The sequence below is a fragment of the Streptomyces sirii genome, from assembly GCF_045690365.1.
GTDB classification, from domain to species: Bacteria; Actinomycetota; Actinomycetes; order Streptomycetales; family Streptomycetaceae; genus Streptomyces; species Streptomyces sirii.
On the sequence record NZ_CP147982.1, the window covers coordinates 5,117,306 to 5,139,065 of the forward strand.

At 70.3% G+C, this 21,760-nt stretch carries 22 protein-coding genes and 2 pseudogenes; 14 read left to right on the top strand and 10 right to left on the bottom strand.

The annotated features are described in order from the left end of the window. Positions 1-41: 41 nt before the first annotated feature. Positions 42-425 (bottom strand): hypothetical protein, encoded by a 384-nt coding sequence (locus WAB15_RS23070; protein ID WP_407287410.1) that lies wholly within the window; start codon positions 423-425, stop codon positions 42-44. 92 nt (positions 426-517) lie between these two features. On the opposite strand from WAB15_RS23070, the gene WAB15_RS23075 reads away from it, so the two are divergent. Further along, the gene (locus WAB15_RS23075) at positions 518-835 is read left to right on the top strand and encodes a hypothetical protein (RefSeq protein ID WP_407289273.1); all 318 of its coding nucleotides are present in this window, start codon (positions 518-520) and stop codon (positions 833-835) included. A gap of 195 nt (positions 836-1,030) precedes the next feature. Here the strand turns inward: WAB15_RS23075 and WAB15_RS23080 are convergent, their stop codons facing one another. Continuing rightward, positions 1,031-1,414, bottom strand: coding sequence for a Fic family protein (locus WAB15_RS23080; protein WP_407289274.1), 384 nt, complete (start codon positions 1,412-1,414; stop codon positions 1,031-1,033). Between the two features lie 23 nt (positions 1,415-1,437). Here WAB15_RS23080 and WAB15_RS23085 point away from each other — a divergent pair, with 23 nt between their 5' ends. Next, complete coding sequence (locus WAB15_RS23085) at positions 1,438-1,977, top strand: hypothetical protein (RefSeq protein WP_407287411.1); 540 nt, start codon at positions 1,438-1,440, stop codon at positions 1,975-1,977. 58 nt (positions 1,978-2,035) lie between these two features. Here WAB15_RS23085 and WAB15_RS23090 read toward each other — a convergent pair whose 3' ends face one another. Then, positions 2,036-2,329 carry a DUF1330 domain-containing protein gene (locus WAB15_RS23090; RefSeq protein ID WP_399149405.1) on the bottom strand — a complete coding sequence of 98 codons (294 nt, stop codon included), beginning with the start codon at positions 2,327-2,329 and terminating at the stop codon, positions 2,036-2,038. A 303-nt stretch (positions 2,330-2,632) separates the two neighbouring features. Here WAB15_RS23090 and WAB15_RS23095 point away from each other — a divergent pair, with 303 nt between their 5' ends. Together WAB15_RS23095 and WAB15_RS23100 are read left to right on the top strand one after the other, a co-directional pair. Next, positions 2,633-3,001 carry a winged helix-turn-helix transcriptional regulator gene (locus WAB15_RS23095; RefSeq protein ID WP_399149406.1) on the top strand — a complete coding sequence of 123 codons (369 nt, stop codon included), beginning with the start codon at positions 2,633-2,635 and terminating at the stop codon, positions 2,999-3,001. Positions 3,002-3,132: 131 nt separating this feature from the next. After that, on the top strand, positions 3,133-3,396 hold the full coding sequence (locus WAB15_RS23100; protein ID WP_407287412.1) for a hypothetical protein: 264 nt from the start codon (positions 3,133-3,135) through the stop codon (positions 3,394-3,396). Positions 3,397-3,659: 263 nt separating this feature from the next. On the opposite strand, the gene WAB15_RS23105 is transcribed toward WAB15_RS23100, so the two are convergent. The 3 genes from WAB15_RS23105 to WAB15_RS23115 all read right to left on the bottom strand — a co-directional run bounded on the left by WAB15_RS23105 (position 3,660) and on the right by WAB15_RS23115 (position 8,050). Next, positions 3,660-4,784, bottom strand: coding sequence for an alkene reductase (locus tag WAB15_RS23105; RefSeq protein ID WP_407287413.1), 1,125 nt, complete (start codon positions 4,782-4,784; stop codon positions 3,660-3,662). A gap of 305 nt (positions 4,785-5,089) precedes the next feature. Further along, positions 5,090-6,952: an asparagine synthase (glutamine-hydrolyzing) gene (asnB, locus tag WAB15_RS23110; RefSeq protein WP_407287414.1), complete on the bottom strand. Its 1,863-nt coding sequence runs from the start codon at positions 6,950-6,952 to the stop codon at positions 5,090-5,092. 657 nt (positions 6,953-7,609) lie between these two features. Next, entirely contained in the window at positions 7,610-8,050 is a 441-nt protein-coding gene (locus tag WAB15_RS23115; protein WP_399149410.1) for a nuclear transport factor 2 family protein, read from the bottom strand. Positions 8,051-8,197: 147 nt separating this feature from the next. Between WAB15_RS23115 and WAB15_RS23120 the strand changes: the two are divergent. Then, positions 8,198-8,461, top strand: a pseudogene (locus WAB15_RS23120) (PadR family transcriptional regulator); the annotation flags it as partial. A gap of 57 nt (positions 8,462-8,518) precedes the next feature. On the opposite strand, the pseudogene WAB15_RS23125 reads toward WAB15_RS23120, so the two are convergent. Then, positions 8,519-9,034: pseudogene (locus WAB15_RS23125) on the bottom strand (aldo/keto reductase); the annotation flags it as partial. Positions 9,035-9,036: 2 nt separating this feature from the next. On the opposite strand from WAB15_RS23125, the gene WAB15_RS23130 reads away from it, so the two are divergent. Continuing rightward, the gene (locus tag WAB15_RS23130; RefSeq protein WP_407287415.1) at positions 9,037-9,234 is read left to right on the top strand and encodes a DUF6243 family protein; all 198 of its coding nucleotides are present in this window, start codon (positions 9,037-9,039) and stop codon (positions 9,232-9,234) included. Between the two features lie 131 nt (positions 9,235-9,365). Here the strand turns inward: WAB15_RS23130 and WAB15_RS23135 are convergent, their stop codons facing one another. After that, positions 9,366-10,781 (bottom strand): MFS transporter, encoded by a 1,416-nt coding sequence (locus tag WAB15_RS23135; protein WP_407289275.1) that lies wholly within the window; start codon positions 10,779-10,781, stop codon positions 9,366-9,368. 159 nt (positions 10,782-10,940) lie between these two features. On the opposite strand from WAB15_RS23135, the gene WAB15_RS23140 reads away from it, so the two are divergent. The 3 genes from WAB15_RS23140 to WAB15_RS23150 all read left to right on the top strand — a co-directional run bounded on the left by WAB15_RS23140 (position 10,941) and on the right by WAB15_RS23150 (position 13,373). Further along, on the top strand, positions 10,941-11,885 hold the full coding sequence (locus tag WAB15_RS23140; RefSeq protein WP_407287416.1) for a helix-turn-helix transcriptional regulator: 945 nt from the start codon (positions 10,941-10,943) through the stop codon (positions 11,883-11,885). 319 nt (positions 11,886-12,204) lie between these two features. After that, positions 12,205-13,017 (top strand): hypothetical protein, encoded by an 813-nt coding sequence (locus tag WAB15_RS23145; RefSeq protein ID WP_407287417.1) that lies wholly within the window; start codon positions 12,205-12,207, stop codon positions 13,015-13,017. A 206-nt stretch (positions 13,018-13,223) separates the two neighbouring features. Beyond that, on the top strand, positions 13,224-13,373 hold the full coding sequence (locus tag WAB15_RS23150) for a hypothetical protein (RefSeq protein ID WP_407287418.1): 150 nt from the start codon (positions 13,224-13,226) through the stop codon (positions 13,371-13,373). A 53-nt stretch (positions 13,374-13,426) separates the two neighbouring features. Here WAB15_RS23150 and WAB15_RS23155 read toward each other — a convergent pair whose 3' ends face one another. Further along, positions 13,427-14,644, bottom strand: a complete 1,218-nt coding sequence (locus WAB15_RS23155; RefSeq protein ID WP_407287419.1) for a Cmx/CmrA family chloramphenicol efflux MFS transporter — start codon at positions 14,642-14,644, stop codon at positions 13,427-13,429. 789 nt (positions 14,645-15,433) lie between these two features. Between WAB15_RS23155 and WAB15_RS23160 the strand changes: the two genes are divergently transcribed. From WAB15_RS23160 to WAB15_RS23180, 5 genes are all read left to right on the top strand, one after another. Beyond that, a complete protein-coding gene (locus WAB15_RS23160) occupies positions 15,434-16,069 on the top strand; it encodes a hypothetical protein (RefSeq protein ID WP_399149470.1) in 636 nt (211 codons plus the stop codon). A 125-nt stretch (positions 16,070-16,194) separates the two neighbouring features. After that, positions 16,195-16,542 (top strand): hypothetical protein, encoded by a 348-nt coding sequence (locus WAB15_RS23165; RefSeq protein ID WP_399149417.1) that lies wholly within the window; start codon positions 16,195-16,197, stop codon positions 16,540-16,542. Between the two features lie 340 nt (positions 16,543-16,882). Next, on the top strand, positions 16,883-19,471 hold the full coding sequence (locus WAB15_RS23170; protein ID WP_407287420.1) for a hypothetical protein: 2,589 nt from the start codon (positions 16,883-16,885) through the stop codon (positions 19,469-19,471). Continuing rightward, positions 19,471-20,178 carry a hypothetical protein gene (locus tag WAB15_RS23175; RefSeq protein ID WP_407287421.1) on the top strand — a complete coding sequence of 236 codons (708 nt, stop codon included), beginning with the start codon at positions 19,471-19,473 and terminating at the stop codon, positions 20,176-20,178. Before WAB15_RS23170 ends, WAB15_RS23175 begins: the two co-directional genes overlap by 1 nt. A 96-nt stretch (positions 20,179-20,274) precedes the next feature. Further along, positions 20,275-21,261, top strand: coding sequence for an urea transporter (locus WAB15_RS23180; RefSeq protein ID WP_407287422.1), 987 nt, complete (start codon positions 20,275-20,277; stop codon positions 21,259-21,261). Between the two features lie 81 nt (positions 21,262-21,342). Here the strand turns inward: WAB15_RS23180 and WAB15_RS23185 are convergent, their stop codons facing one another. Next, entirely contained in the window at positions 21,343-21,627 is a 285-nt protein-coding gene (locus WAB15_RS23185) for a hypothetical protein (RefSeq protein ID WP_407287423.1), read from the bottom strand. Positions 21,628-21,760 lie beyond the last annotated feature (133 nt).

Sequence of the window (21,760 nt, forward strand, 5' to 3'; positions counted from 1 at the left end):
CGTCCAAAGAACGACGACCGGCCGCTGGACACCTTTTGCGATCAAGGTCTGGTCGGTAACGGTGGAGACAGACCTGCTCCGGTGAGGTAGCCGTCGACCAGACGGGTGCGGTGTCGCATACGTCTGAGGCGGTTCTTCACCGCGGCGGCGAGTTCGCCGGCGGTGCGGGCGGCGATCGCCGAGCGGATCGCGGGAATCCTGTGCAGCGAGAGGCGGTCCCAGATCAGCACGATCGGTGCCCGTAGCTGCTGGTGAGCGGCGTCCAGCAACCGGATCAGCTCCGGCTCGAGGAACCCTTTCGGTTCGCCTTCACGGCCACGGTGGAGCAGGGTGCGGTAGATCAGCCGGGAGCGGTCGCCGGGCCGACAGCAGCACAGCCCGGCGACCGACACCCGCACCGTGCCCTTGGCGGTCACCTTCACCACCGGTGTTTCGCCTTTCGGTGCCCAGGTGGTGGCCTTGTGCGCCTTTGTCCCGCGTCACCCAGGTCGGTATGACCGTGGGCACCCCGCCCTACATGTCCCCTGAGCAGAGCCTGGCCAACGCTGTCGGCCCTGCCGCCGACGTCTACGCCCTCGCCTGCGTGCTCCACGAACTGCTCACCGGCAAGCCGCCGTTCACCCCCGACGACAGCCGCTCCCACATGTGGCACCACGTCCACACCCCGGCCCCGCCCATCCGTACCCTGCGGCCCGGACGTGCCGGCCGACTACGACGCCCTCCTGCCCTTCGTCCACGCCTCCGCCGGCACCCCGACAGCGGTCGACGAGGGCGTCCTGGACCCACGACAGCCGTTCCTACGACCCTTCGGGGGCCGGGAGCACAGCCCTGGTAGCACCGCGTCGTACACACCCACAGTCGTGGTTCCCACGCCGTCAACCGCCACCTCGATGCCCTCGCGCGGTTGATGAGCCCGTACGCCGCGACGGAAAGCCTCCCCAAGGCACTGGACCTCGGAGAACGGCTCCGATCGGAACCTCCCGCCCTGGGGGAAGCGGCTGGCCCGGACTGGCGCAGATAGATGCCTATCTCAGCCGCCTTCGCCAGGACATGGGTTGACAGGCGGTGAAGTCTCTCTGGTCCTTCGCCAGGGCCGTCCGGCAGGAGGGGAGTGTCTGATGTGACACCCCCGTTGTGTTCTTCCTTGATTGGCAGTTGCGCCGAAGCCCGTACGGCAGAAGTGGATCCATGAGTGGGCGTCTCGCCGCGGCTGCCAGGTGCCGGCTTGGACGGTGCGCAGGGCGGCGGAGTACTCGCGGGTGTTGAAGTCGTCGGCCCCGAGCCACTCCTCGATGCTGGAGAACTTGGGCGCGAGGACGCCTTCGCGGGCGAGGACGAGGGTGTGCACCGCGCGGGACATCCGGCCGTTCCCAGCGCGCCAAGGGTGGATGGAGACCAGGTTCAGGTGGGCCATCGACACGCGGACGACCGCCGGACATGCTGTCGTGCGCTGAGCGGTTCCAACGGATCGGAGAGCTCTCACAGGCCGTCACCGCAGATCAGGCCGGAGCGGTGGTCGGCTTCGCTGACGGCTGCCAGGTGTGGGAAGCGGTACTCGGTGCGGCTGCGGTGGACCTGCCTGGGCCGCAGGACCGTGTCGGGGCAGGCGGGCCGGTTGGGCGAGTCGGGGTGGTGCTGCGTTTCGGGGCAGACGGCGCCGTGGCGCCCTTCGATCTGGTCCTGGCCGGAGGCCTCTTCGACTACCTCGAAGAACGCTTCACCCGAGCCCTGATCCGCACCACCCTGTCCCGCCTGTGCCGCCCCGGAGACACGTTCCACTTCTCCAACATCGCGACCCCTAACCCGTACGCCGCCCTGATGACCCACATCGGCCGCTGGAACCACGTGGAACGCACCCCCGCCGACATCGAGGCCGACGTCCGAGCCGCCGCGCCGCCGGGAAGGAACCGTCGCCGGACCGGACATCACCGCCGATGCCACCGGCCTGACGCTTTTCGCGACGGTGCGGCGCGCTGACGAGCCAGGGTGATCCCCGCAGCCGGCATCGTGTTCCTCCCTGACGCGGCATCGGTCGTCAGTCGAGGCCTTCGATGATGCGGAAGTCGCGCTCGACGCCGTCAGCAAGTACGGCCAGCGCCTCCTGGTAGGCCGCACTCTCGCGTGCGGCGACCGCCTGTTCGAAGCTGTCGAACTCGATCAGGACCGTGCGCTCGGCGATTCCGCCGTCGTGTGCGACGACCCGGCTGCCGAGGGAGAGCGTCCGCCCGCCCGCGGCGTCGATGGCTGGACCGGTCAGCTTGTCGTAGGCAGCCACCTTCTCGGGGTCTGCGATGGTGCGGTAGACGCTGACCCAGTAGCCCTTGGCCACGGTACCTCCTGTGTTCGGAATTGATGATCAGAAGCATGCTCAGATCCATGGCCGGCGCGCTGTGGGTCAGCGAGCCGACGGAGACGGCGTCGAAGTCGGACGGCTTCGATCAACCGGCTGGGGCTGCGATCGGATTGGTCTCGGGCGAGCGCCGGCGGGCGAGGACGAGCCAGATTTCCGAAGCGGTCGACGATGCTAGCGTGTCGGAATTCGAAGCGTCAATCCTGGAGAGCTGGACATCCCGACATGGCAACACCCAGACCTGGCAATCCTGTTCGCGGCTCGACCACCGGCCGCCCCCTCATGGCCGCACTCGATCTGTTCGGGCGGCGGTGGAGTCTGCGCATCCTGTGGGAGCTTCGCGCGGGTCCGCTTGGATTCCGCCCCTTGCAGAAGCGGTGCGACGACATGTCCTCCAGCGTGATGCGGCAGCGCCTGACCGAACTGCTGGATGCCCAGGTGATTCACCAACTACCGGACAGCCGCTACGAGCTCACCCCGCTGGGACAGGAGGCGCGCCACACCCTGAACCCCCTCGCCCGCTGGGCGGAACGCTGGGCGGCCACGATCGACCCGCAAGGGGCGGACCACACCGACGACCAGTCCGCCAGCCGCGTCTCACATCCGGACACCGTGGGCGACGGGACGCCGAAGAGGGACTCCGCGAACTGACGCCCCGCCTCGGATCGGAGGCGGGGTGGGACCGCCGGGTCACGAGGGTGCCGTGGCTCGGCCGAGCGCCGGGGACAGGCGCGAAACCTCCGCCAATCCTTCTGCTTCGGATTTCGAAGCGTTCTGGAGCCATGGGTGACAACAGGCTGAAACCGCTGGAGCTGACGAAGGACGAGCAGGAGATCTCGCGCGGCTGGGCGACGCGCCGTTCGACCGCGCAGGGCCAGGCCCTGCGCGCCCGGATCGTGCTGACATGCGCCGAAGGCCGGAGCAACACCGCGGTCGCCGCCCAACTGCGTATTCGGCGCCCCGCCCGCGCACGCCAGAATGATGCGTGCCCGCTCGGCGAGACGGGGCTCTACCGCCCCATCCACCCAGCGCGACAACTCAGCTAACTCATTGCCGGACAGCCTGACTTCAACAGCACGAGGACCCCGAGGAATGAAAACAGGCTACAGACTCAAGCCCGCGATTTCCGGCGCATCACACTAAGGGCTGTCCCGTAACCCCTGGCGGGCGCACGACGACAGCTACGGCACCTCGCCGCGTTGTCGGAACATCCGGATACGCCCAGTATCCGGACGTCCCTCCGCCTTGCGATGCACCGCATCTGACGCCGTGCGCTGATCCACCAGGGATTACGGGACAGCCCTTAGCCTCAAGTCGTCTGGAGGAAGGGGTAGTCGGTGTAGCCCTCGGCACCCTGTGTGTAGAACAGTTCCGGCCGCAGCTCGTTCTCGGGATGCCCGCCCTGCCAGCGCTCGACCAGGTCGGGGTTGGCTATCAGGGCCCGGCCCACGACCACGGCGTCGGCGTGGTCGGCCTCGATCCGCTGCATCGCCTCCTCACGGGTGGTCTGCCAGCGGAAGGCGCTGTTGACGATCAGCTTGCCGTCGAAGCGCTGTCGCAGCTCCTGCACCAGCTCGCCGCCCGGCTCTCTGTGCAGGACGGACAGGTAGGCCAGGCCCAGCGGGCGCAGCTGGTCCACCAGGGTGCCGTAGGTGGCCAGGACGTCATCCCGGTCGGTCTCGAAGACACCCTGGCGGAGGATCTCGGAGGTCATCTCCGGCGAGATCCGCAGCCCGACCCGCTCGGCACCCACGGCCTCGGCGACCGCCGTGACCACCTCGACGACGAAGCGAGCCCGGTTCTCGGGGGAGCCGCCGTACTCATCGGTGCGCTGGTTGGCCCCCGGGTAGAGGAACTGGTGCAGCAGGTAGCCGTTAGCGCCGTGGAGTTCCACGCCGTCCGCTCCCGCCTCGACGGCCCGGCGGGCCGCTGCGACGAAGCCCTCCAGGGCCTCCCGGGTCTCGGCGGTGGTCATCGCTTCCGGCACGGGGAAGGGCTGCTCGCCCTTCTCCGTGAACGGAGTGTTGGCGTCGATGGCGATCGCGCTGGGGGCGAGGATGCGGCGGCCGCCGTTGATGTCGGGGTGTGTGGCGCGGCCGGCGTGCTGGATCTGCATGACGATGAGGCCGCCCTCGGCGTGCACCGCCTCGAACACCTTCTGCCAGCCGGCCGCCTGCTCGTCGGTGGCGATGCCCGGCCCGCCGACCCATCCCTGCGACGCATGGTCGGGGAAGGTGCCCTCGGTGATGATCATTCCGACGCTCGCCCGCTGCCGGTAGTACTCGACCATCAGGTCCCCGGGGATGCCGGAGGAACCGGCCCGCACCCGGGTCAGCGGTGCCATGACGATGCGGTTGGCGAGCGCCATCTTCCCGAGGGAGACCGGGGAGAAAAGCGACGGAGCAGGCGAAGATTCCGATGTGCTGACAGACATGGGTCTCCTAGCATAATTCGGTGGATAACGGGATGAAGGCCATCCGTTCCTCCATTGGAGCGGGTCGCGCGCACTTCGCGCAGCAGGATCGGTGCGAAGACCAGGAACAGGGCGCGATGACGGGCAGGTTGATCAGGAAGACCGAGCCCCACCAGAACCGTTCGAGCAGGAATCCCCCGGTCGGAGGACTGGTCTCGCGCGGCTCACCGGGGCGGCCCAGGCTCTCCGATGCCCAATTCGCCGTTCTGGAATGCGAGGTGGCCAAGGGTTCGCGTGCGTGGTCGGGTGCGCGTGCGTGGTCGGGTTCAGAGGCTGATTGCGGGCGCGGTCCTTCGCAGCCACAGGTCGAGCGAGAGGACGAGCTCGATGGCTGAGCGTCCGGTGTTCGCGTGCTCGCCCTCGGGTGGGGAAACGGCGCGGCGGACGGCGTCCCGGTCGAGGAGCTGATGCACCGGGGCCGTGGAGTCGGAGACGACGTCCGCAAGGGTCCGGCGGAGTTCCGACATGTAGGCGGGGCTCTGCGTGACGGCGTAACTGGCCTTCTTGCGCTGGATGATGGAGTCGGGCACCAAGTCCCGCGCGGCCAGGCGGAGCAGGCTCTTCTCGCGCCCGTCGAAGGACTTCATCGACCAGGGGATGTTGAACGCGTACTGCACGAGCCGGTGGTCGCAGAACGGCACGCGCACTTCGAGGCCGACGGCCATGCTCATCCTGTCCTTCCGGTCGAGCATCTCCGGAAGCCAGCGGGTGACGTGCATATGGCCGATCTCCCGCATTCTGCGTTCCAGGCGGCTTTCGCCCGGCAGCCTGGGCACCTCGGCCAGCGCTTCTTGGTAGGCGTTCTTGGCGTGCGCTTCCATGTCGAGGTCGGCCCGCAGCTCCGGCGAGAGCAGGGTGAGGCGACTGGTGGCGGGATCCGCCAGGCTGAAGGTTTCGAGGCCCGCCCACGGGAACTGCGCGGCGTTCACGGCCTCGGGCCGGTGGAACCACGGGTAACCGCCGAAGAATTCGTCGGCGCCCTCGCCGGAGAGGGCGACGGCCGACTTGCCCCGGATGGCTCGGAACAGCAGGTACAGGGAGGTGTCGAGATCGCCCCAGCCGGACGGGACGTCGCGGGCGGCCGCGACGGCCTCACGGATGCGCGGGTCCATTAACTCGGCGTCTTTCAGGACGAGTTCTGCATGGTCCGCGCCGACCTGGGCGGCGAGCAGCCGGGCGTACGGAGCGTCGGGCTCTCCGCGCAATTCCGAGGCCTCGAACTCCGCCTCGCTTTCGAAGTCCACAGCGAAGGACGGGATACGGGCGCCCTGCGCCTGCATCGCGCGGGCCGCGATGGCCGTGACGAGACTGGAGTCCAGGCCGCCGGAGAGCAGGACGCACTGCGGTACGTCGGCGACGAGCTGCCTGCGGGTGGCGTCCTCCAGAAGGCCGCGGACCGTTGCGGCCGTGGCGTCCAGGCTGTCGGTGTGTTCCTGTGCGGTGAGCGACCAGTACCGGTGGACCCGGCTCCCGGTGTCACGAATGCGTACGACCGTGCCCGGTTCGACCTCGTGCAGATGTGCGTAAGGGGTCCTTCCTGGCGTCCTGGTCAGCGAGAAGATCTCGCGCAGGCCGTCGATGCCGACGTCGCGACGGACGTCAGGGTGCGCGAGGATGGCTTTGGGCTCGGAGCCGAACAGCGCGCCCGCCGGGGTCGGTTGCCAGTAGAGGGGCTTGACTCCGAGCCGGTCGCGCACCAGCAGCAGTTCTTCCTTCCGCCCGTCCCACAGGGCGAAGGCGAACATGCCGTTGAGACGTTCGACGAATGCGTCACCCCACTGTAGATACGCGCACAGGACGACTTCGGTGTCGCTCCTCGTCTCGAAACGATGTCCCTGCTGTGTGAGCTCGGTGCGCAGTTCCTGAAAGTTGTAGATCTCGCCGCTGTACGAGAGCGCGACCGTGGCCGCGGCGCCGTGGCCGGCGACGTCGCGCCGCATGGGCTGACGGCCGCCGGGCAGATCGATGATCGCCAGGCGCCGGTGCCCCAGGAGGGCGTGCCGGCCCTGCCAGATGTCACCGGCGTCCGGCCCCCGGCAGCTCATCGTCTCGGTCATCGCGGCCACGGCCGTCCGGTCCGCCGCGCCGAGGTCCCGGTCGAATCGAACTAACCCGGCAACACCACACATGACTTGTCCTCCCGTAGGGCGAGTACTAGATCTTGAAGAGGATGTGGCCTGCACCGGCTCCCGGTCAACCCTCGTCAGCGGCCGGGGCAGGAGACGACTTCGACCCGGCCGCCCGGGCCCACCGTGACCTCGGCCCGCTCGGTCACCGGCTCGTCACGGGTTCTCCCCGACCCGTCCCGGAGCAGGAGGTCCCCTCACCCTGCCGGTCAGGTGAGCGGCCGATGCAGCTGCGGGCGCTTTCTCCCAGGACCTGGCACACGCACCTGCGCAGGCGTCCCGCCCGACGGTCCGGGCGCCGGTTTCACGGCCCGGCGTCTTCTTGCGGGGCGGGGGCGAGTTCCCAGCGGGCCCACCTCTTGCGGGCCGCGTCCGCCGAGAGGCCGAACGGTTCGCCGATGGCCGCCCAGGAGGCGCCGGCTGCGCGTTCCTGGATGACGCAGACGCGGACGCTCGGGCACCGCGCGGCGGGCGCGGCGCCGGTCCCGGTATGCCTTGTCCCGGCACAGCCGCGGCCGCGGGCAGTACCGTCGTCTCACGGAGCCTTCGCCGAGCGGCTCGCCGCACCACCAGCAGCAGCGCAGCCCTGCGGTGCTGTCGTCCATGAGCGGACCGTACGGCCGGTGGCGGGCGACAGACCGGCCTGCGGCCGATCCCGCGCTACTGGGCGGCCGGCGCCGGCACGAGCCCCGCCTCCGCCAGCCTGGCGAGCACCGCCTCGCTCAGCGCCTGCGCGGCGGACAGCGGCCGGACAAAGACGCTGAACTCCTTGATCCGGCCGTCGTCCCCGAAGTGCAGCTGATCGATCCCGTGGATCTCCGTGCCGCCCACGGTGCCGCGGAAGACCAGCACCTCCGAGGGAGCCTCGGTGCCGTCGGCGCTCGTCTCAGCGGCGCCGGTGTACTGGGCGACGTAACGGAAGTCCTCGAAGGTGCGCAGCAGGACGTCGAAGAGGCCGAGGATCATCTGCTTGTCCTCGAGGGGCTTGAGCTTCGCGAGGCTGTAGAGGAGGCAGTCGTCGGCGAACAGGTCGTCCAGGGCCGCGAGTTCGCCCTGTTCGATGGCGGCTCGGAAACGCTCGGCGGTGGTCTTGGCGGTCACGGCTCATCCTCCACGTACGGACGCGTACCACTTCATGACGGACGCGTACTACCCATGAATATGACTGATCTTGCTCATGAGTATCACCACCGCAGGGACCGGCAACAGAGGAGCCCAGGGTTCCGCAACAGTGGAGCAGGGCGGCCGATGGCGCTACGGCATGTGGTGCCGGCGGCGTTGCTCGAAGGGGAGCTGAGCGGCTACGAGTTGGCGAGGTCCTTCGACCTCGGAGGGGCCAACTTCTGGCACGCACAGCCCCAGCAGGTCTATGCGGAGCTGACCCGGCTGGAGAAGGACGGGCTGATCGCCGGACGCGAGGTGGACCAGGAGGCACGGCCCGACAAGCGGCTGTTCCAGGTGGCGGATGCCGGTCTCGCGGAGCTGGTGGATCTGATACGCGCTGTGCGGCGGCGGTCCCGGCAAAGCGTCGGGGTGCCCTGGTCGGCGCTCGCCGTCGAGGTGCGCCATCTACGCCGAGGGGTAGCGCTCGCCCGCCGCGGCCCCGGCCGGAACCGCCTGCTCGATCGCGGTCAGATCGGCCTCGTGGAGCACGACGTCCAGTGCGCCCAGCGCCTCGGCCGGCCGCTCCCGGGTGCGGGCGCCGTTCAGCGGCACGATGTCCTCGCCGCAGGAGAGCGCCCAGGCGATCGCGGTCTGAGCGACCGAGATCCCCTTCTGCTCCGCGATCCTGCGCAGGGCGTCCACGAGGTCGAGGTTGTGCTGCAGGTTCTCGCCCTGGAAGCGCGGGCTCATACCGCGGAAGTCGTTCGCCGCGAGCTGCCGGTCACGGGTGAAGTGTCCGCTGATCAGGCCGCGCGAGAGCACTCCGTACGCGGTGATCCCGATGCCCAGCTCGCGGGCGGTCGGCAGGATCTCCTCCTCGATGCCGCGGGAGATCAGTGAGTACTCGATCTGCAGATCCGAGATCGGGGCGACCGCCGCGGCCCTGCGCAGCGTCTCGGCGCCCACCTCGGAGAGCCCGAGCCATGACCAAGAGCTGCAACAACCTCCTCGGCGTGGGCGGGCAGCGCAAGAAGGCGTCCCGCGCCGACCAGCTGGGCCCCGGCGCCGCACGCACGGCAGACCGTAAGGCGGCCGACGACCGCGAGCAGGACCTGGCGGCCAAGATGCGCGAGCGCGCGCTCGGCAAGCAGAAGGCCGACGAGGAAGACAAGGCGTCGTAGAGCAAGGCAAGGCGTCGTAGAGCGAGACATGGCGTCCTAGCGGAAGACAAGGCGCAAGAGGTGAAGGCCCGCAACTCCTCGGGGAGTTGCGGGCCTTCACCCTGTCCGCCCGTCTGCGGGCCCCGGCACCCTCAGACCGCCTTGCGCGGCAGTCGCAGGCTCAGCAGCACCGTCAGCGCGACCATGCCCAGCTGGACGAGCAGCGTGATCAGCAGGGCGTCCCGCATCCCCGAGCCGGGCAGCAGCGCGAGGAAGAGCGAGCCGAGCGTCGCCACCCCGAGCGCCAGGGCCGACTGCTGGGTGGTGATCATGACGCCGCTGCCCACACCGGCCCGGTGCGCGGGCACGTCCGAGAGCACGATGCGGAAGAGCACCGGCTGTTGCAGTGACTGGCCGAGTCCGGCGAGCGCGACCCCGGGGGCCAGCTCCGCGATGCCGAGCCCCGGCCAGTTCCGCCAGACCGCCCCCGCGACCAGCGCGACGCCCACCGCCTGGATCAGCCCGCCGGCCGACACGACCCGGCTGCCGAACCGTGCGGTCAGCCGCGGTCCCGCGAGGGAGCCGAAGAAGAACACCACCGCCATCGGCATCAGGGCGAGCCCCGCCTCGACGGGCCCCATCCGCAGCCCCTGCTGCAGCACCACGGCGAACACGAACATAAAGCCGCTGAAGCCGAGCATGAGCGGCAGGAGCAGCGCAAGACCCCTGCGCAGCGGTACCGATTGCAACAGGCTCGGCGGTACCAGCGGAGTCCGGCCCGCCCGGTCGGCGCGCAGCTCGACCCGGCAGAAGGCGGCCACGGAGACCGGGAACAGCGTCAGCATGACCCAGGTCCACACCGGCCAGCCCGCCGCCCGGCCCTCGGTCAGCGGCAGCAGCAGGGTGATCAGGGAGGCGGCGAGCAGCAGCGTGCCCGGTACGTCCACCGACGCGGGCTGTGCGCTGCGGGTCTCGGGGACGGAGCGCGCCGCGAGGATCAGACCGAGCAGGGCGACCGGCACGTTCACCAGGAACACTGAACGCCAGCTCATGCCCGCGATGTCGGCCGCGACGAGTACACCGCCGAGGATCTGCCCGGCCACCATGGAGAGCCCGGTCGTGGCACCGTAAAGGCCCATCGCCCGTGCCTTGCGCGGACCTTGGGTGGTGGACTGGATGGTGGCGAGCACCTGCGGCAGCATCAGCGCGGCCGCGGCGCCCTGGGCGACCCGGGCCCCGACCAGCGTCCAGGTGTCGGGGGCCAGACCGCAGGCGAGCGAGGTGAGGCCGAAGGCGGCCATGCCGGTCAGGAAGAGCCGGCGGCGTCCGACCGTGTCGCCGAGGCGGCCGCCCAGGACGAGGAGTACGGCGTACGCGACGCCATAGCCCGCGACGACGAGTTCGAGCAGGGCGGGGCCCGCCTGGAGATCCTGGTCGATGGCGGGCAGGGCGACGTTGACGATGAAGAAGTCGATGAGCGGCAGCGCGGCGCCGAGCAGCACGGTGAACAGCCCGAGCGGGCTCAACTCGGGCGCTGCGGAGGTGCGTTCACGCGGACGGACAGGGATAGTGGGAAGGGAGACGGGAGGACGGGGCGACGCAGTCGATTCACTCACGACTCTACGATCCTCGCCTCGTTAGCCTGGTACCAGAGTGTCTCCAGAGTGGCTTTATCCTGGTATAAGAAGTACCTGGCAACGGGCTGAGGCATACGGCACCCTGGGAGTATGACGACGGTGACGCCCGGTCCGGTGAGCGTGTCCCAGGCCGCTGCGCGCAGCCCTCGGGCCAGCGGGAACGGGCCGGGTGCCGAGGTCGAAGCGCCTGAACCCGCCGTCCGCAGGGCCGAGTTGGCGTCCTTCCTGCGAAGCCGTCGCGAGCGCATCACCCCGGAGCAGGTGGGCCTGCCGCCGGGCCGCAGGCGCCGCACACCTGGGCTGCGCCGCGAGGAGGTCGCCCAGCTCGCCGTGGTCGGGGTCACCTGGTACACCTGGCTCGAGCAGGCCCGGGACATCCAGGTCTCCGGACAGGTCGCCGACTCGATCGCCAGGGCGCTGCTCCTCGACTCGGCCGAGCGCACCCATCTGTTCGCGCTCGCCGGTGTGGCCGATCCGCATGCCGACCCGCAGTGTCCGGCGCTTTCGCCCGCGATCGAGACGATGCTGCGCCAGCTCGAGCCCTATCCGGCCGCGGTGATCAACAGCCGCTTCGACGTGCTGGCGTACAACCGCACGTACGGCAGTCTCGTCATCGACCTCGACCAAGTCCCACTGGAGGACCGTAACTTACTGGTGCTCAGCTTCCTCTACCCTGCCTGGCGCAAGGGCTTCGTCGACCAGGAGACGGTGACCAAGACGGTGACCAAGGTGGTGGCGAAGTACCGCGCGGCGATGGTCGGGCACATGACCGACCCGCTGTGGAAGGGCCTGGTGGCGCGGCTGCAGCGGGAGTCGCCGGAGTTCTGCGAGGTGTGGGACCGGCACGAGGTGCTGCAGCCGGACCAGCCCACCACCAAGTTCCTCACCACCGACCTGGGCCTGATGACCTTCGACTACACCCGGCTGTGGCTGGGCCCGCGCATCGGACCGCAGCTGGTGACGTACACACCGTCGGACGAGGCCACCCGGGAGCGGATGACCACGCTGTACGAGCGAGTGCGCGGCGAGGACTGAGGCCCCGCCACCGGTCGCGGGCGTCGGCTACTGGCCGGGCCGTGCGCCTGCCGGTCCCGCTTGCCGGCTGGTCGAGGCGACGGCTCCCTCTGTGCGGCCATCGTGTGGCCCTCGCACTCGCCGGCGGCCTCGGCGAGGTCCGTGGTGAGTTCGGTGATCGGGTCGGAGGCCGCATGTTCGTCGGGCGTCGTGCGGGTGCAGAAACGATCTTGATGGCCATGCCGGCGGCCAGCACGACCGAGGCAGCGACGTGCCGTAGGTCGTGCTGCCCGATCGGCGGGAGGCCGGGGCAGCGACGAGCCGTTGCGGAGAGGAGACGATGAATCCGTCATCGCCGCGTGGGCGCCTGCGCCAGGCCCTGCTGCAGGTCGGTGAGAGGAGGGACGTACCCGAGGCCGACCTCAGCGCGGCAGTTGGCACCGCTCTGCGCGACCTGGCTTCGGAGGCGCTGGGCGAGCGCTCGCGCGTCGAGCTGGTCACCGTTGGTGCAGAGGACCACCCTTGGGGGCGAAGTCTGGGTCTTCGGTTGGCGGACTATGACGTAGGGCTGTCGGACCTGCTCTTGTGCGCGGACCAGTGCCATCTTCCGCCCCAGGTGCAGGAGAGCTGCCCGACTCTGAGCCAGGAAGAGTGGGAGGCCGTACTGCTGGTCTCCAAGCTCATCTTCAGGTCTTTGGAGTCGGAGCCCGAGCCCCTCCCCGACCCTGTGCCCGATGGTGTCGGACGGCGTCCGGAGCACACCGCGAGATCGGCCCGGACGGGAGCGAGAGAGCGGTTCCGCCAGGCGCTGGCTGCCATTTCCGAACGCACGGACCTGCACCAGGGCCAACTCACCGCCCGCTTGCGGACCTCGCTCCTGGAATTCGCGTCGGAGACTCCCGACAACAAGGACGCCGCTCAACGCATCGCGGTGCTGCGCACGGGGAAGCGGCAGCAAGAGTCGCGTCTGTGCGTCAGCCGCTCGGGGGTCGCCTTCGCTCGGGTGGTACTGAGCGCCGATGGCTGTCCTGTCCCCAGCTGTGTGCGGGAGGAGTTCCCGGACCTGACCCAGGACGAGTGGGATGCCGTCGTGCAGGTCACCGGGTTGACTCTCCTGGCTTTCGAGGGCGAGTCGGCCTGCGAGGAGGGATAGCGTGCATGCGCCTTGACCGCCTCACGCTGTCGCTCTTGCGAAGCGCCTTCCGGCCGCCGGGTCGCGACATCCTCGAACTACTTTCCCTTGTACGGGAGTAACGCCGATAGGCGATCCGGGTGTCACCGTGTCCGAGGGACCTCGTACGCGGTCCCGATGGGGATGGTGTAGATCTGGAGCGCGATCGACACGAGGGGGATGGGGACATGGCCGGGGATCAAGGGCACAACGCCAACGTCAGCGCAGATGCCGGCGCCAGCGCGAAGAAGAAGAGCCAGTTCACGTTGTCGGACTGGATCGAGGGGGCGGTGCTGCTGGTGACGGGCGTCTTGTTCGTGCTGTGGTTGGTCAAATAGTTCGCTGTTGAGCGGCTGGCGGTGCCGCTTCGATCACGGGGCCGCCGACCTGGTCAGGCGTCCACAGCGGCGGGTTGGCGGCGCGGGCTCTGCGGGTCGCGGGCCGTGCGCTCGTCGCGACGGGTGCGGTGTTCCAGATGGCTCGCCCACAGGGTTGCGAGGAGACCGGCCGCGCCCAGGGCCGCGCCGATCCACGCCACCGAGGCGAAGCCGAAGTCGGCGTTGATGGCCATGCCGCCCAGCAAGGGGGCGAGGGTGTTGCCGACGTTGAAGGCCGAGGTGTTGGTGGCTCCGGTCAGGGTGGGGGCGCCCGGTGCCAGGGCGAACACGCGGGACTGCAGCGCGGGGTTGGTCAGGTAGCCGGTCAGGCCGAGGAAGAAGACCAGGATGACGGTGACGGTCGTGTTCCGCGCGAAGACCGCGAGCAGGACGGAGGCGAGGACCAGGCCGCCAAGTCCCAGGTAGAGGGTGGGGATCGGCCGGGTGCCGGCGGTGCGGCCGCCGACGGTCATGCCGATGAGGCCGCCGACGCCGAAGAGCGCGAGGACCGCGGGGACCCAGCTCGCGGGCAGTCCGCTCTCCTCGGTCAGGACGGAGGCGAGGTAGCTGAAGGTCACGATGACGGCGCCGAAGCCGAAGGCGGTGATGGCGTACGACAACCACAGTTGCGGGCGGGCCATGGCGCGCAGTTCCGACCGGACCGTACGCGGCTCCTCGGCCGACTCCCTGCCGCCGGGGGTGGCGATCAGCGCGGCCACCGCGCTGATCAGGGTGAGCACGGCCACGCCCCAGAACGCCGCGCGCCAGCCCGCGAACTGGCTCAGCACGGTGCCGGCCGGGACGCCCACGATGGTGGCCAGGGTCAGACCGCCGGCGACGATCGCGACGGCCTTGCTCTTGGCGGCGTCCGGGACCATCCTCACGGCGGCCGCCACGGCGACGCCCCAGAATCCGGCGTAGGCCAGGGCGCTGACGACACGGGTGGCGAACACCGTGCCGTAATCGGGCGCTATCGCGCCGGCCACGTGCGCCGCGATGAAGACGGCCTGGAGCGCCACCAGAGCCGTGCGGCGCGGCCACTTCAGCGTGGCGACGGCCAGTAGCGGTGCGCCGACGACCATGCCGATCGCGAAAGCGGAGATCAGCAGCCCGGCGTCGGGAATGGAGACGCCCAGGTCGCGAGCCATGTCCGGCAGCAGGCCGGAGAGCATGAACTCCGAGGTTCCCTGGGTGAAGATGCCCAAGCCGAGGACGTAGACGGCGATTGGCACGGAAAGTCCTTTCCTGCGTGCGGTGGTGCGTGAGCCTGTGGCGATGTGTGGCTGGGGTGGTGGGTGCGCCTGTGGCGATGTGTGGGTGTCTGGGTGTCTGGGTGTCTGGGTGTCTGGGTGTCTGGGTGTCTGGGTGTCGAGTTTTGTTCTGCTCGGTCCAAAATGTCGATGCGCGGCGCCCTTTGCCGGTGTCGCCGCCCGGCACGCTAGCAGGTTTTGGATTGATTGATCTAAAACCGATCGGACCCAGGCTTCGAGTGCGCGGCGGTAGGGGTGTGGATTTGCGGAGGTAATCGCGATGCGGTCGTGCGACGCCTCCCTGTCGCCCTGACTCCCGCACCCCCAACACACCTTTCGCCGTCCCGCCACTGGGCAAACGGGTGACCGTGTGCCGGCTCCCGTGACCCGGGCGGGGGGAGGTCTCGTTGCCTTCCCCGAGAGGGCGGCGAACGGAGCCGCGGCGGCGTTGCCGCCATCGACGTCCGAGGGAGTGCCATACGGGTTCGCAACGGGATTTGCCGAGGTCAGAAGGCTTGCTCAGGAATGCTCGTGGGGCACTTTCCGGATCGCGCGGAAGGGGCGGCGAGGGGTTTCGCCGTCGGCCTCGAAGGGTGCTGGAGGGTCGCGTCGAAAGCGTCGGCGCGGGCCTGCTGGAGGCTTCCTCCGTGGTCCGACACGGGGTGCATGGTGGGGTGAAATACCAGAATGACTACTCTCGGTGTGCGCATACTCTCGATAAGTAGTCAAGTCAGGTCTCCATCTACATGTAATAGAAGGATCAAGGGTTCCATGCGCAAACTTCAGCAAGTCGCGATTGTCGTCGCCGCGGTCGGCGCTCTGTCCACCTTCGGCGCGGGCGTCAGCTTCGCCGACGGCGGCCCGCAGGTCACCGCCTGGGCCGTTTCGCAGTCCGCGGCGGGTGCCACTGCGCAGGGTGGCTCCCCGCACGGCGGCTACGGCCACCAGGCCGCTCCGCAGGCTGTCACTCCGCAGGCCCCTGCCCCGCAGGCCGCTCCGCAGCCGGCCCCCCAGGCCCAGGCTCCGGCGCCGCAGGTCGCCCCGCAGCCGGCTCCCCAGGCTCCGGCGCCGCAGGCCGCCCCGCAGCCGGCCCCGCAGGCTGTTGCTCCGCAGGCCCCCGCCCCGCAGGCCCAGGCCCCCCAGGCGCCCGCGCCGCAGGCCGCTCCCCAGCCGGAGCCGCAGGCCTCGTACCCCAAGGACAAGGACAAGGACAAGGGCGACAAGCACATCGACCTGAAGCAGATGACCTCGTGCCGGTCGCACGACCTGAACGTCGACATCCTCGGCCAGGTCGGACTGCTGAACGGCGCCCTGGGCAACGCCCTCAACGGCGAGGGCGACCCGGGTGCGCAGCGCACCAAGCAGGGTTCGAGCATGGGCTGCAACAACAACGCCCTCGGTAAGTAATGGGAAGGGGCCCCGGCCCGAGCCACGCGCTCGGTGTCGGGGCCCTTTTTCCGTCCCCCAAGGCCCGGGCGCGGCCGGTTCACGGCGCAGGGCGCCCGGGCATCGATCACAAAGGAACGCGGTACATGTTCAGTGGGAAGAAGATCGCAGTCGTCTCGGCGCTTCTGGGCGGCCTCGCCATCACCGGCGCCGGCATCACCCAGGCGTACGCCGAAATCGCCACGGGCGGCTGCGAGCACACCGCCCAGGGCCACGCCACCTGCGTCGACAAGCGCCAGGACATCTACACCACCAAGGACGGCAGGCGCGTCATCCAGCAGCGCAAGAGCTGCTCGTCGTCCGCCCGGCAGCACGTGGTGTGGCCCGAGAACGGCCTGCTGAACAACGCGAGCACGAAGGTCGGTCCGGAAGTGGACTGCTCCAACCGGGTGCCGGCACCCAGGAACTTCAAGCTGCCCCACCTCGGCTTCTGAGGGTCGGGCGGTGGGTGGGCGACCGGGCCGGGGTGATCCCGAGCTTGGTTCCAGGGTTATCCGGCGGGTCGGTCGCGCACCGGCAAGCGGGTGACCGCCCGTCCGCCCTTCCGCGATCTCCGTATCACCGGCCAGGCCGCCCTCGCTCCCCCCCGGAGCGAGGGCGGCCTGGCGTCATGCCGAACACCGGCCGAAGGGGCGGGAATTCACCCCGTCGAGTGGGGGAGGGCGGTCGCGGCGGTCCTGATGCGCGGCCGCGGCCTCGGCGGCCGGCGGGGGCCTCTCACCCTCGCGGACGTCACCGGGTGCGGGCACACAGACCTCTGCTGATGATGTCGGCATGGGGCTTCAAGAGGACAAACACGAGTCAGCGGGCGCCAGCAGCGGTGCCGCCAATCCCGGGGCTTCGCCGGGGATCGCCACGTGCTCGGACGTCGTGGACGGCCCCCACGGTCCCGCGACCAAGGTGGGCACGGTCTTCGTCAGCGGTATGCACAGCGGCCCGAACCCTTCGCCGGGGCTGAGCGTGGCCCGCTCGCTGCGCCTGGCCCGGCCCGACCTCCGGATCGTCGGTCTGGACTATTCGCGGGAGAGCTCGGGACTGCACTCGGGGCTCCTCGACGACCTGGTCTGTCTCCCCGCGTGGCGCGAGGCGCACCTGGCCACCTGGGTCGAGCAGATGGACCGCCTCCTGGAGCCCGAGGACGCGGTCCTGATTCCCTGTCTCGATCTCGAAGTCCGGCTGCTGGCACGGGAGCTGGGCTCCCATGACCGGATCCTGGGGCCCCCGAAGACCGCGCTGGAGCTGGTGGGCAAACCCCCCGTCGAAGCGGCTCGGCGGCTCGGGCTGCGCGCCCCGGAGCACGAGACCGACACCAGCTGGCAGGCCGTCGACCGGTTCATCCGCCGTTCGCCGTACGGGGTGTGGGTCAAGGGCCAGCACTATGACGCGCACCGGGCCCACACCGCCGGGGCCGCGCTGGCCATGGGCGATGTCGTCCAGCGGACATGGGGCGGCAACTGGCACCTGGAGGCGCATGTGGCCGGCCAGGAGTGCAGCATCGCGTTCGTAGCGCTGGACGGCCGGCTGCTGGACGCGGTCTTCATCACCAAGGCGATGGTCACGACCGAGGGCAAGACCTGGGCCGGCGAGGTCGCCGAGCTGGACCCGGCCATGCGCGCCCGGCTGACGGAGCTGCTCGCCGACGCGATGTGGAACGGCGGCGGTGAGCTGGAGCTGCTCCGCAGCTGGAGCGGCGAGCTCACCCTCATGGAGATCAACCCGCGACTGCCCGCCTGGATCCACGGCGCCTCCGTATGCGGCGCGAACCTGCCCGCCGCCCTGGTCACGGGAGAGGCCGCCGACCGCGGCAGACGGCTCACGCCGGGCTTCACCCGCGTCGTGGAGGAGATCCCGGTGCACCCGGACCTGGGCATCACGCCCATCGCCTGGGTCGCGGGCGGGATCTCCCGGCCGGGCGACAAGCGGCATTCCGGAATGCCGTCGCTGGGCCAGCGGTGCCTGGTCCCGCCCACGAGCGACGAGGAGCCGATCGACGGCCACCCGAACCTGACCGCGGCGCCCGCCGCACACGCCGGCGGACCGGCCGAGTGCGCGGGAGCGGGCGAAACGGCGGAGATGGCGCAGCGCACGGGCGTGGTGGGGGCGGGCCTCCCCACCGAGTCGCCGGCCGGGCCCGCGGACGAAAGGGCCACGGGCAGGGGAAGAGCGGTCGGGCTCAGGGAAGAGCCGGCCGGGCGTACGGAAGGGCCGGCCGCGCGCAACGAGGCATCGGCGGTGCGGACGGACGGCTTCGAGGAGCTGCTCGACCCGCCGGGGAACGCGGCCACTCCCTACCGGCAGATCCTGCTTCCTCTGTTCACCGAGCGGGTCCGGGCCCTGCGGAACGAGGTCGAGGGAGTCGGCAGGGTGCTCCTCGCACACAGCGTGAAGACCTGCCCCCAGCCCGCGGTGCTGCGGGAGGCCGCACGGCTGGGGATGGCCGCGGAGGCGATCAGCCTGGACGAGCTCCAGGCGGCCGAGCGGCACGGCCTGGCGCCGGAGCGGGCGATCCTCAACGGGCCCGCGAAGTGGTGGCCGGCCACCGACCGCGTCCGCTGCTTCGCCTTCTTCGCCGACTCCGTGGCCGAACTGAGCAGACTCCACTCCCTGTTGGACAGCGGCTTCCAGCTGGAGGCCGAGGTCGTCGGCGTCCGGGTCGCGCCCGCCGGACTCGTCAGCCGCTTCGGCGTCCCGTTGCACGAGCGCGACACCATGGAGGAGACGTCCGAGCTGCTCGGGTCGCTCGCCAAGCGGCTCGGAGCCGGGTGGGGGATGCACTTCCACTTCGCCCAGAGCGTCCTGGGCGCGCCGCGCTGGCAGCGCGAGTGCGTGGCGGCGCTCAGCGCGGCCGATCCGCTGGCGGACCAGCTGGGCGGGCCCCCGGCCGTACTGGACTTCGGCGGCGGGTGGCACGTCGACGACCTGTCGTATCTGCGCCCCTCGCTGGAGTACGTGCTCGCGCACGGGCCCGCCGCCGCACGCGAGGGGGACCCCCTGCTGGTGCTGGAGCCGGGCAAGCTCCTCACCCAGCCGTCGGCCGCGGTCGTGACCCAGGTCCTGGCACGCCGGGCGTCGCACCGCGGCTACGACATCGTCGTCGACGCGGCCGAAGGCGATATGCCCGAGGCGCCCTTCCATCCGCACCCCGTGGCCCGGTTCGACGGCTCCCGCTGGGTGCCGCTGCGGCCCGGATGGAGCTGGATCCTCGGGCGGTCCTGTATGGAGCACGACGTGCTGTCGGTCCGGCTGGACCTCACCGACGTGCAGGAGGGCGACCACCTCGCGTTCGGCATGTGCGGCGGCTACGACACCTCGATGGCCTACGACTTCGGGCGCGGGAGCGCGCCGCGGGAACTGGGGCAGTGATGAGCGGATTGATCGCAGACCTGAAGCGGTTCGACCGGATCGGCCTGTCCCGGGTGGCCAGTCACGCCAAGGCGTGCTGCCAGATGGTCAGACACAGCGTGTTCGCCCAGCTCACGCACTTCGGGGATACGGGGACCGCGCTCGCCGCGGTCCCCGGGCTGTTCCGGTGGGGGCCCGTGCCGTGGCCGACGCACTGGTGCGACCTGGTGGACCACGGCGACCTCATCGGCGACTGCGGGGTGCACGCCGATGTGGCGGCGGCGCTGCTGACCCGGAAGTCCGTACCGCACACCCGCGCCCGCGCCGCCGTGCTGACCCCGCCGATGGCCCCCGAACACTGGCGGGCCGTCTGGAACGAGGCGCAGGTCAGCGACGCGTGGATCGGACGGACCGCGGTCTACCACGAGGTGCTCCGGGTCGGGGACCGCTGGTGGGACCCGAGCGACGCCCGCTGGTTCTCGGGGGCGGGAGCGCACACGGGGAGCGGGCATGTGCTCGCCCTGCGCGAAGAGGGCGGACCGTGGAAGCTCGCCCCGACTCCGGTGGACCACCTGACGTCTGACGTCGCTCCGGCGTTCGACGACCCTGGCGCTTCGCCGGTGTCGCCGGCCCCGCAACCGGCGCACGCCGCCGCGTCGGCCGAGGCCGCCGAGCCGACCCCCGCCCCGCCCTCGACACCTGCCCTGCCGCAAGGCGTCCTGCCTTAGGGCGGGACGCGGTGGCGCGCCGCGGCCCGAGCGGCTGCGGCCCCACGTTCCGCAGCGGACACGGCAGCAGCGCACCCGGACCGCCCAGGAGGCACCGTGATCACCCCCGACACATGGAAGCCGGCCACACCCGAGACCACCGCGGAGGCTCCCGCCCGCCCCGGCCCGCTGCGCCTGGCGACCCAGCTGGTCCGCAGCTTCGGCCAGCTCAGCCTGCTGACGAACGTCTGGACCGGCGTCCTGTTCATGCTCGCGGTCTTCGTGGGCAACTGGCAGGCGGGCACCTTCGGGCTGCTGGGCGCCGTGGTCTCCACGGCGGCCGCGTACGCCATGGGCGTGGAGCGGCGCACCATCGACCTGGGAACGCAGGGCTTCAGCGGCTGCCTGACGGGCATCGCCCTGTACGTCTTCCTGGGCCCCCACCCCTCGACGTACGCGCTGACCATCGGCGGCGCCGTCGTCTGCGTGCTGGCCTACTCGGCGCTGACCGCCATGGTGGCTCCCTGGCGGCTGCCGGTGCTGACCGCGCCGTTCTGCGTGGTCGTCGGGGTGGTACTGACGGCGGCCCCCGCCTTCACCCGGGTCTGGCCCGGCGGCAGTTCCGCGGCGCTGCCGCTCGCCGCGGTCCCCGGCGTCGAGTACACCTGGACCGACCTGTGGCACGGGTTCTTCGCCAACATCTCCCAGGTCGGCCTCTCGGCGCACTGGTACGTCGGCGCGATCATGCTGGTGGGGCTGTTCGTCGGCGGGATCCGCCACGGGCTGGCCGCCGTCGTCGGCAGCGCCCTGGCAGTGGCCCTGTCCTGGGCCCTGGGTGCACCGCCGGCCGGCGTCGCCGCGGGTGTCTACGGCTACAACGCGGTCCTCGTGGCCGTCGCGATGGGCGGTATTTTCCTGGCCAGGACGGTGCCGAACGCGCTCTACACGATGGTGGCGGTGGCCGTCACGACGGTGCTGACGGCCGCTCTGAACGCCTACTTCGCACCGTTCGGCGGACGCACCCTCAGCTGGCCGTTCATCGTCACCACCTGGCTCTTCCTCGCCGCGGCCGCCTCCCTCCCGCAGATCCGGCGCACCGACTGACCGGGTTCTGGGCAGACACAAGCCGGTCCCGGCGTCCGAGCCGTTGCTCGGACGCCGGGACCGGTCCCCGTTAGGGCTTGCTTACTTGCCGACGCTGTTGTTGCAGCCCATGGACGAACCCATCGTGGTGGACTGCGCACCCGGGTCGCCCTCGCCGCCGAGCAGGTTGCCTCCCAGGCCGTTCGCGATGCCGACCTCGCCGAGGACGTCGACGTTCGTGTCATGCGACCGGCACGAGCTGCCCTGCTTGATCTCGATCCTGCCGCCACCCTCCTTGCCACCATCGGCATAGGCGGTGCCGGCGCCGAGGATACCGATGGTGCCGAGGGCGGCGGCCACAACGGCGGCCTTGCGAAGCATACGCATGTCAACTCCGGTTAGGTTGAGCGGATTCATCTGTGATGTACCGATTTCGTACAGTTGTGGAGGCTAATACGAAATAACCTGAAGTCGCGTGACGACGCGCCGGATTGTATGATCGAGGGTTCGTAATTCGCCC

Bases quoted from the DNA above. Each gene is read 5' to 3' on its own strand.
- WAB15_RS23075 (WP_407289273.1), top strand. From the start codon at position 518: ATGTCCCCTGAGCAGAGCCTGGCCAACGCTGTCGGCCCTGCCGCCGAC.
- WAB15_RS23080 (WP_407289274.1), bottom strand. From the start codon at position 1,414: ATGGCCCACCTGAACCTGGTCTCCATCCACCCTTGGCGCGCTGGGAAC.
- WAB15_RS23085 (WP_407287411.1), top strand. From the start codon at position 1,438: ATGCTGTCGTGCGCTGAGCGGTTCCAACGGATCGGAGAGCTCTCACAG.
- WAB15_RS23095 (WP_399149406.1), top strand. From the start codon at position 2,633: ATGGCCGCACTCGATCTGTTCGGGCGGCGGTGGAGTCTGCGCATCCTG.
- WAB15_RS23100 (WP_407287412.1), top strand. From the start codon at position 3,133: ATGGGTGACAACAGGCTGAAACCGCTGGAGCTGACGAAGGACGAGCAG.
- WAB15_RS23105 (WP_407287413.1), bottom strand. From the start codon at position 4,784: ATGTCTGTCAGCACATCGGAATCTTCGCCTGCTCCGTCGCTTTTCTCC.
- asnB (WP_407287414.1), bottom strand. From the start codon at position 6,952: ATGTGTGGTGTTGCCGGGTTAGTTCGATTCGACCGGGACCTCGGCGCG.
- WAB15_RS23130 (WP_407287415.1), top strand. From the start codon at position 9,037: ATGACCAAGAGCTGCAACAACCTCCTCGGCGTGGGCGGGCAGCGCAAG.
- WAB15_RS23140 (WP_407287416.1), top strand. From the start codon at position 10,941: ATGACGACGGTGACGCCCGGTCCGGTGAGCGTGTCCCAGGCCGCTGCG.
- WAB15_RS23145 (WP_407287417.1), top strand. From the start codon at position 12,205: ATGAATCCGTCATCGCCGCGTGGGCGCCTGCGCCAGGCCCTGCTGCAG.
- WAB15_RS23150 (WP_407287418.1), top strand. From the start codon at position 13,224: ATGGCCGGGGATCAAGGGCACAACGCCAACGTCAGCGCAGATGCCGGC.
- WAB15_RS23160 (WP_399149470.1), top strand. From the start codon at position 15,434: ATGCGCAAACTTCAGCAAGTCGCGATTGTCGTCGCCGCGGTCGGCGCT.
- WAB15_RS23165 (WP_399149417.1), top strand. From the start codon at position 16,195: ATGTTCAGTGGGAAGAAGATCGCAGTCGTCTCGGCGCTTCTGGGCGGC.
- WAB15_RS23170 (WP_407287420.1), top strand. From the start codon at position 16,883: ATGGGGCTTCAAGAGGACAAACACGAGTCAGCGGGCGCCAGCAGCGGT.
- WAB15_RS23175 (WP_407287421.1), top strand. From the start codon at position 19,471: ATGAGCGGATTGATCGCAGACCTGAAGCGGTTCGACCGGATCGGCCTG.
- WAB15_RS23185 (WP_407287423.1), bottom strand. From the start codon at position 21,627: ATGCGTATGCTTCGCAAGGCCGCCGTTGTGGCCGCCGCCCTCGGCACC.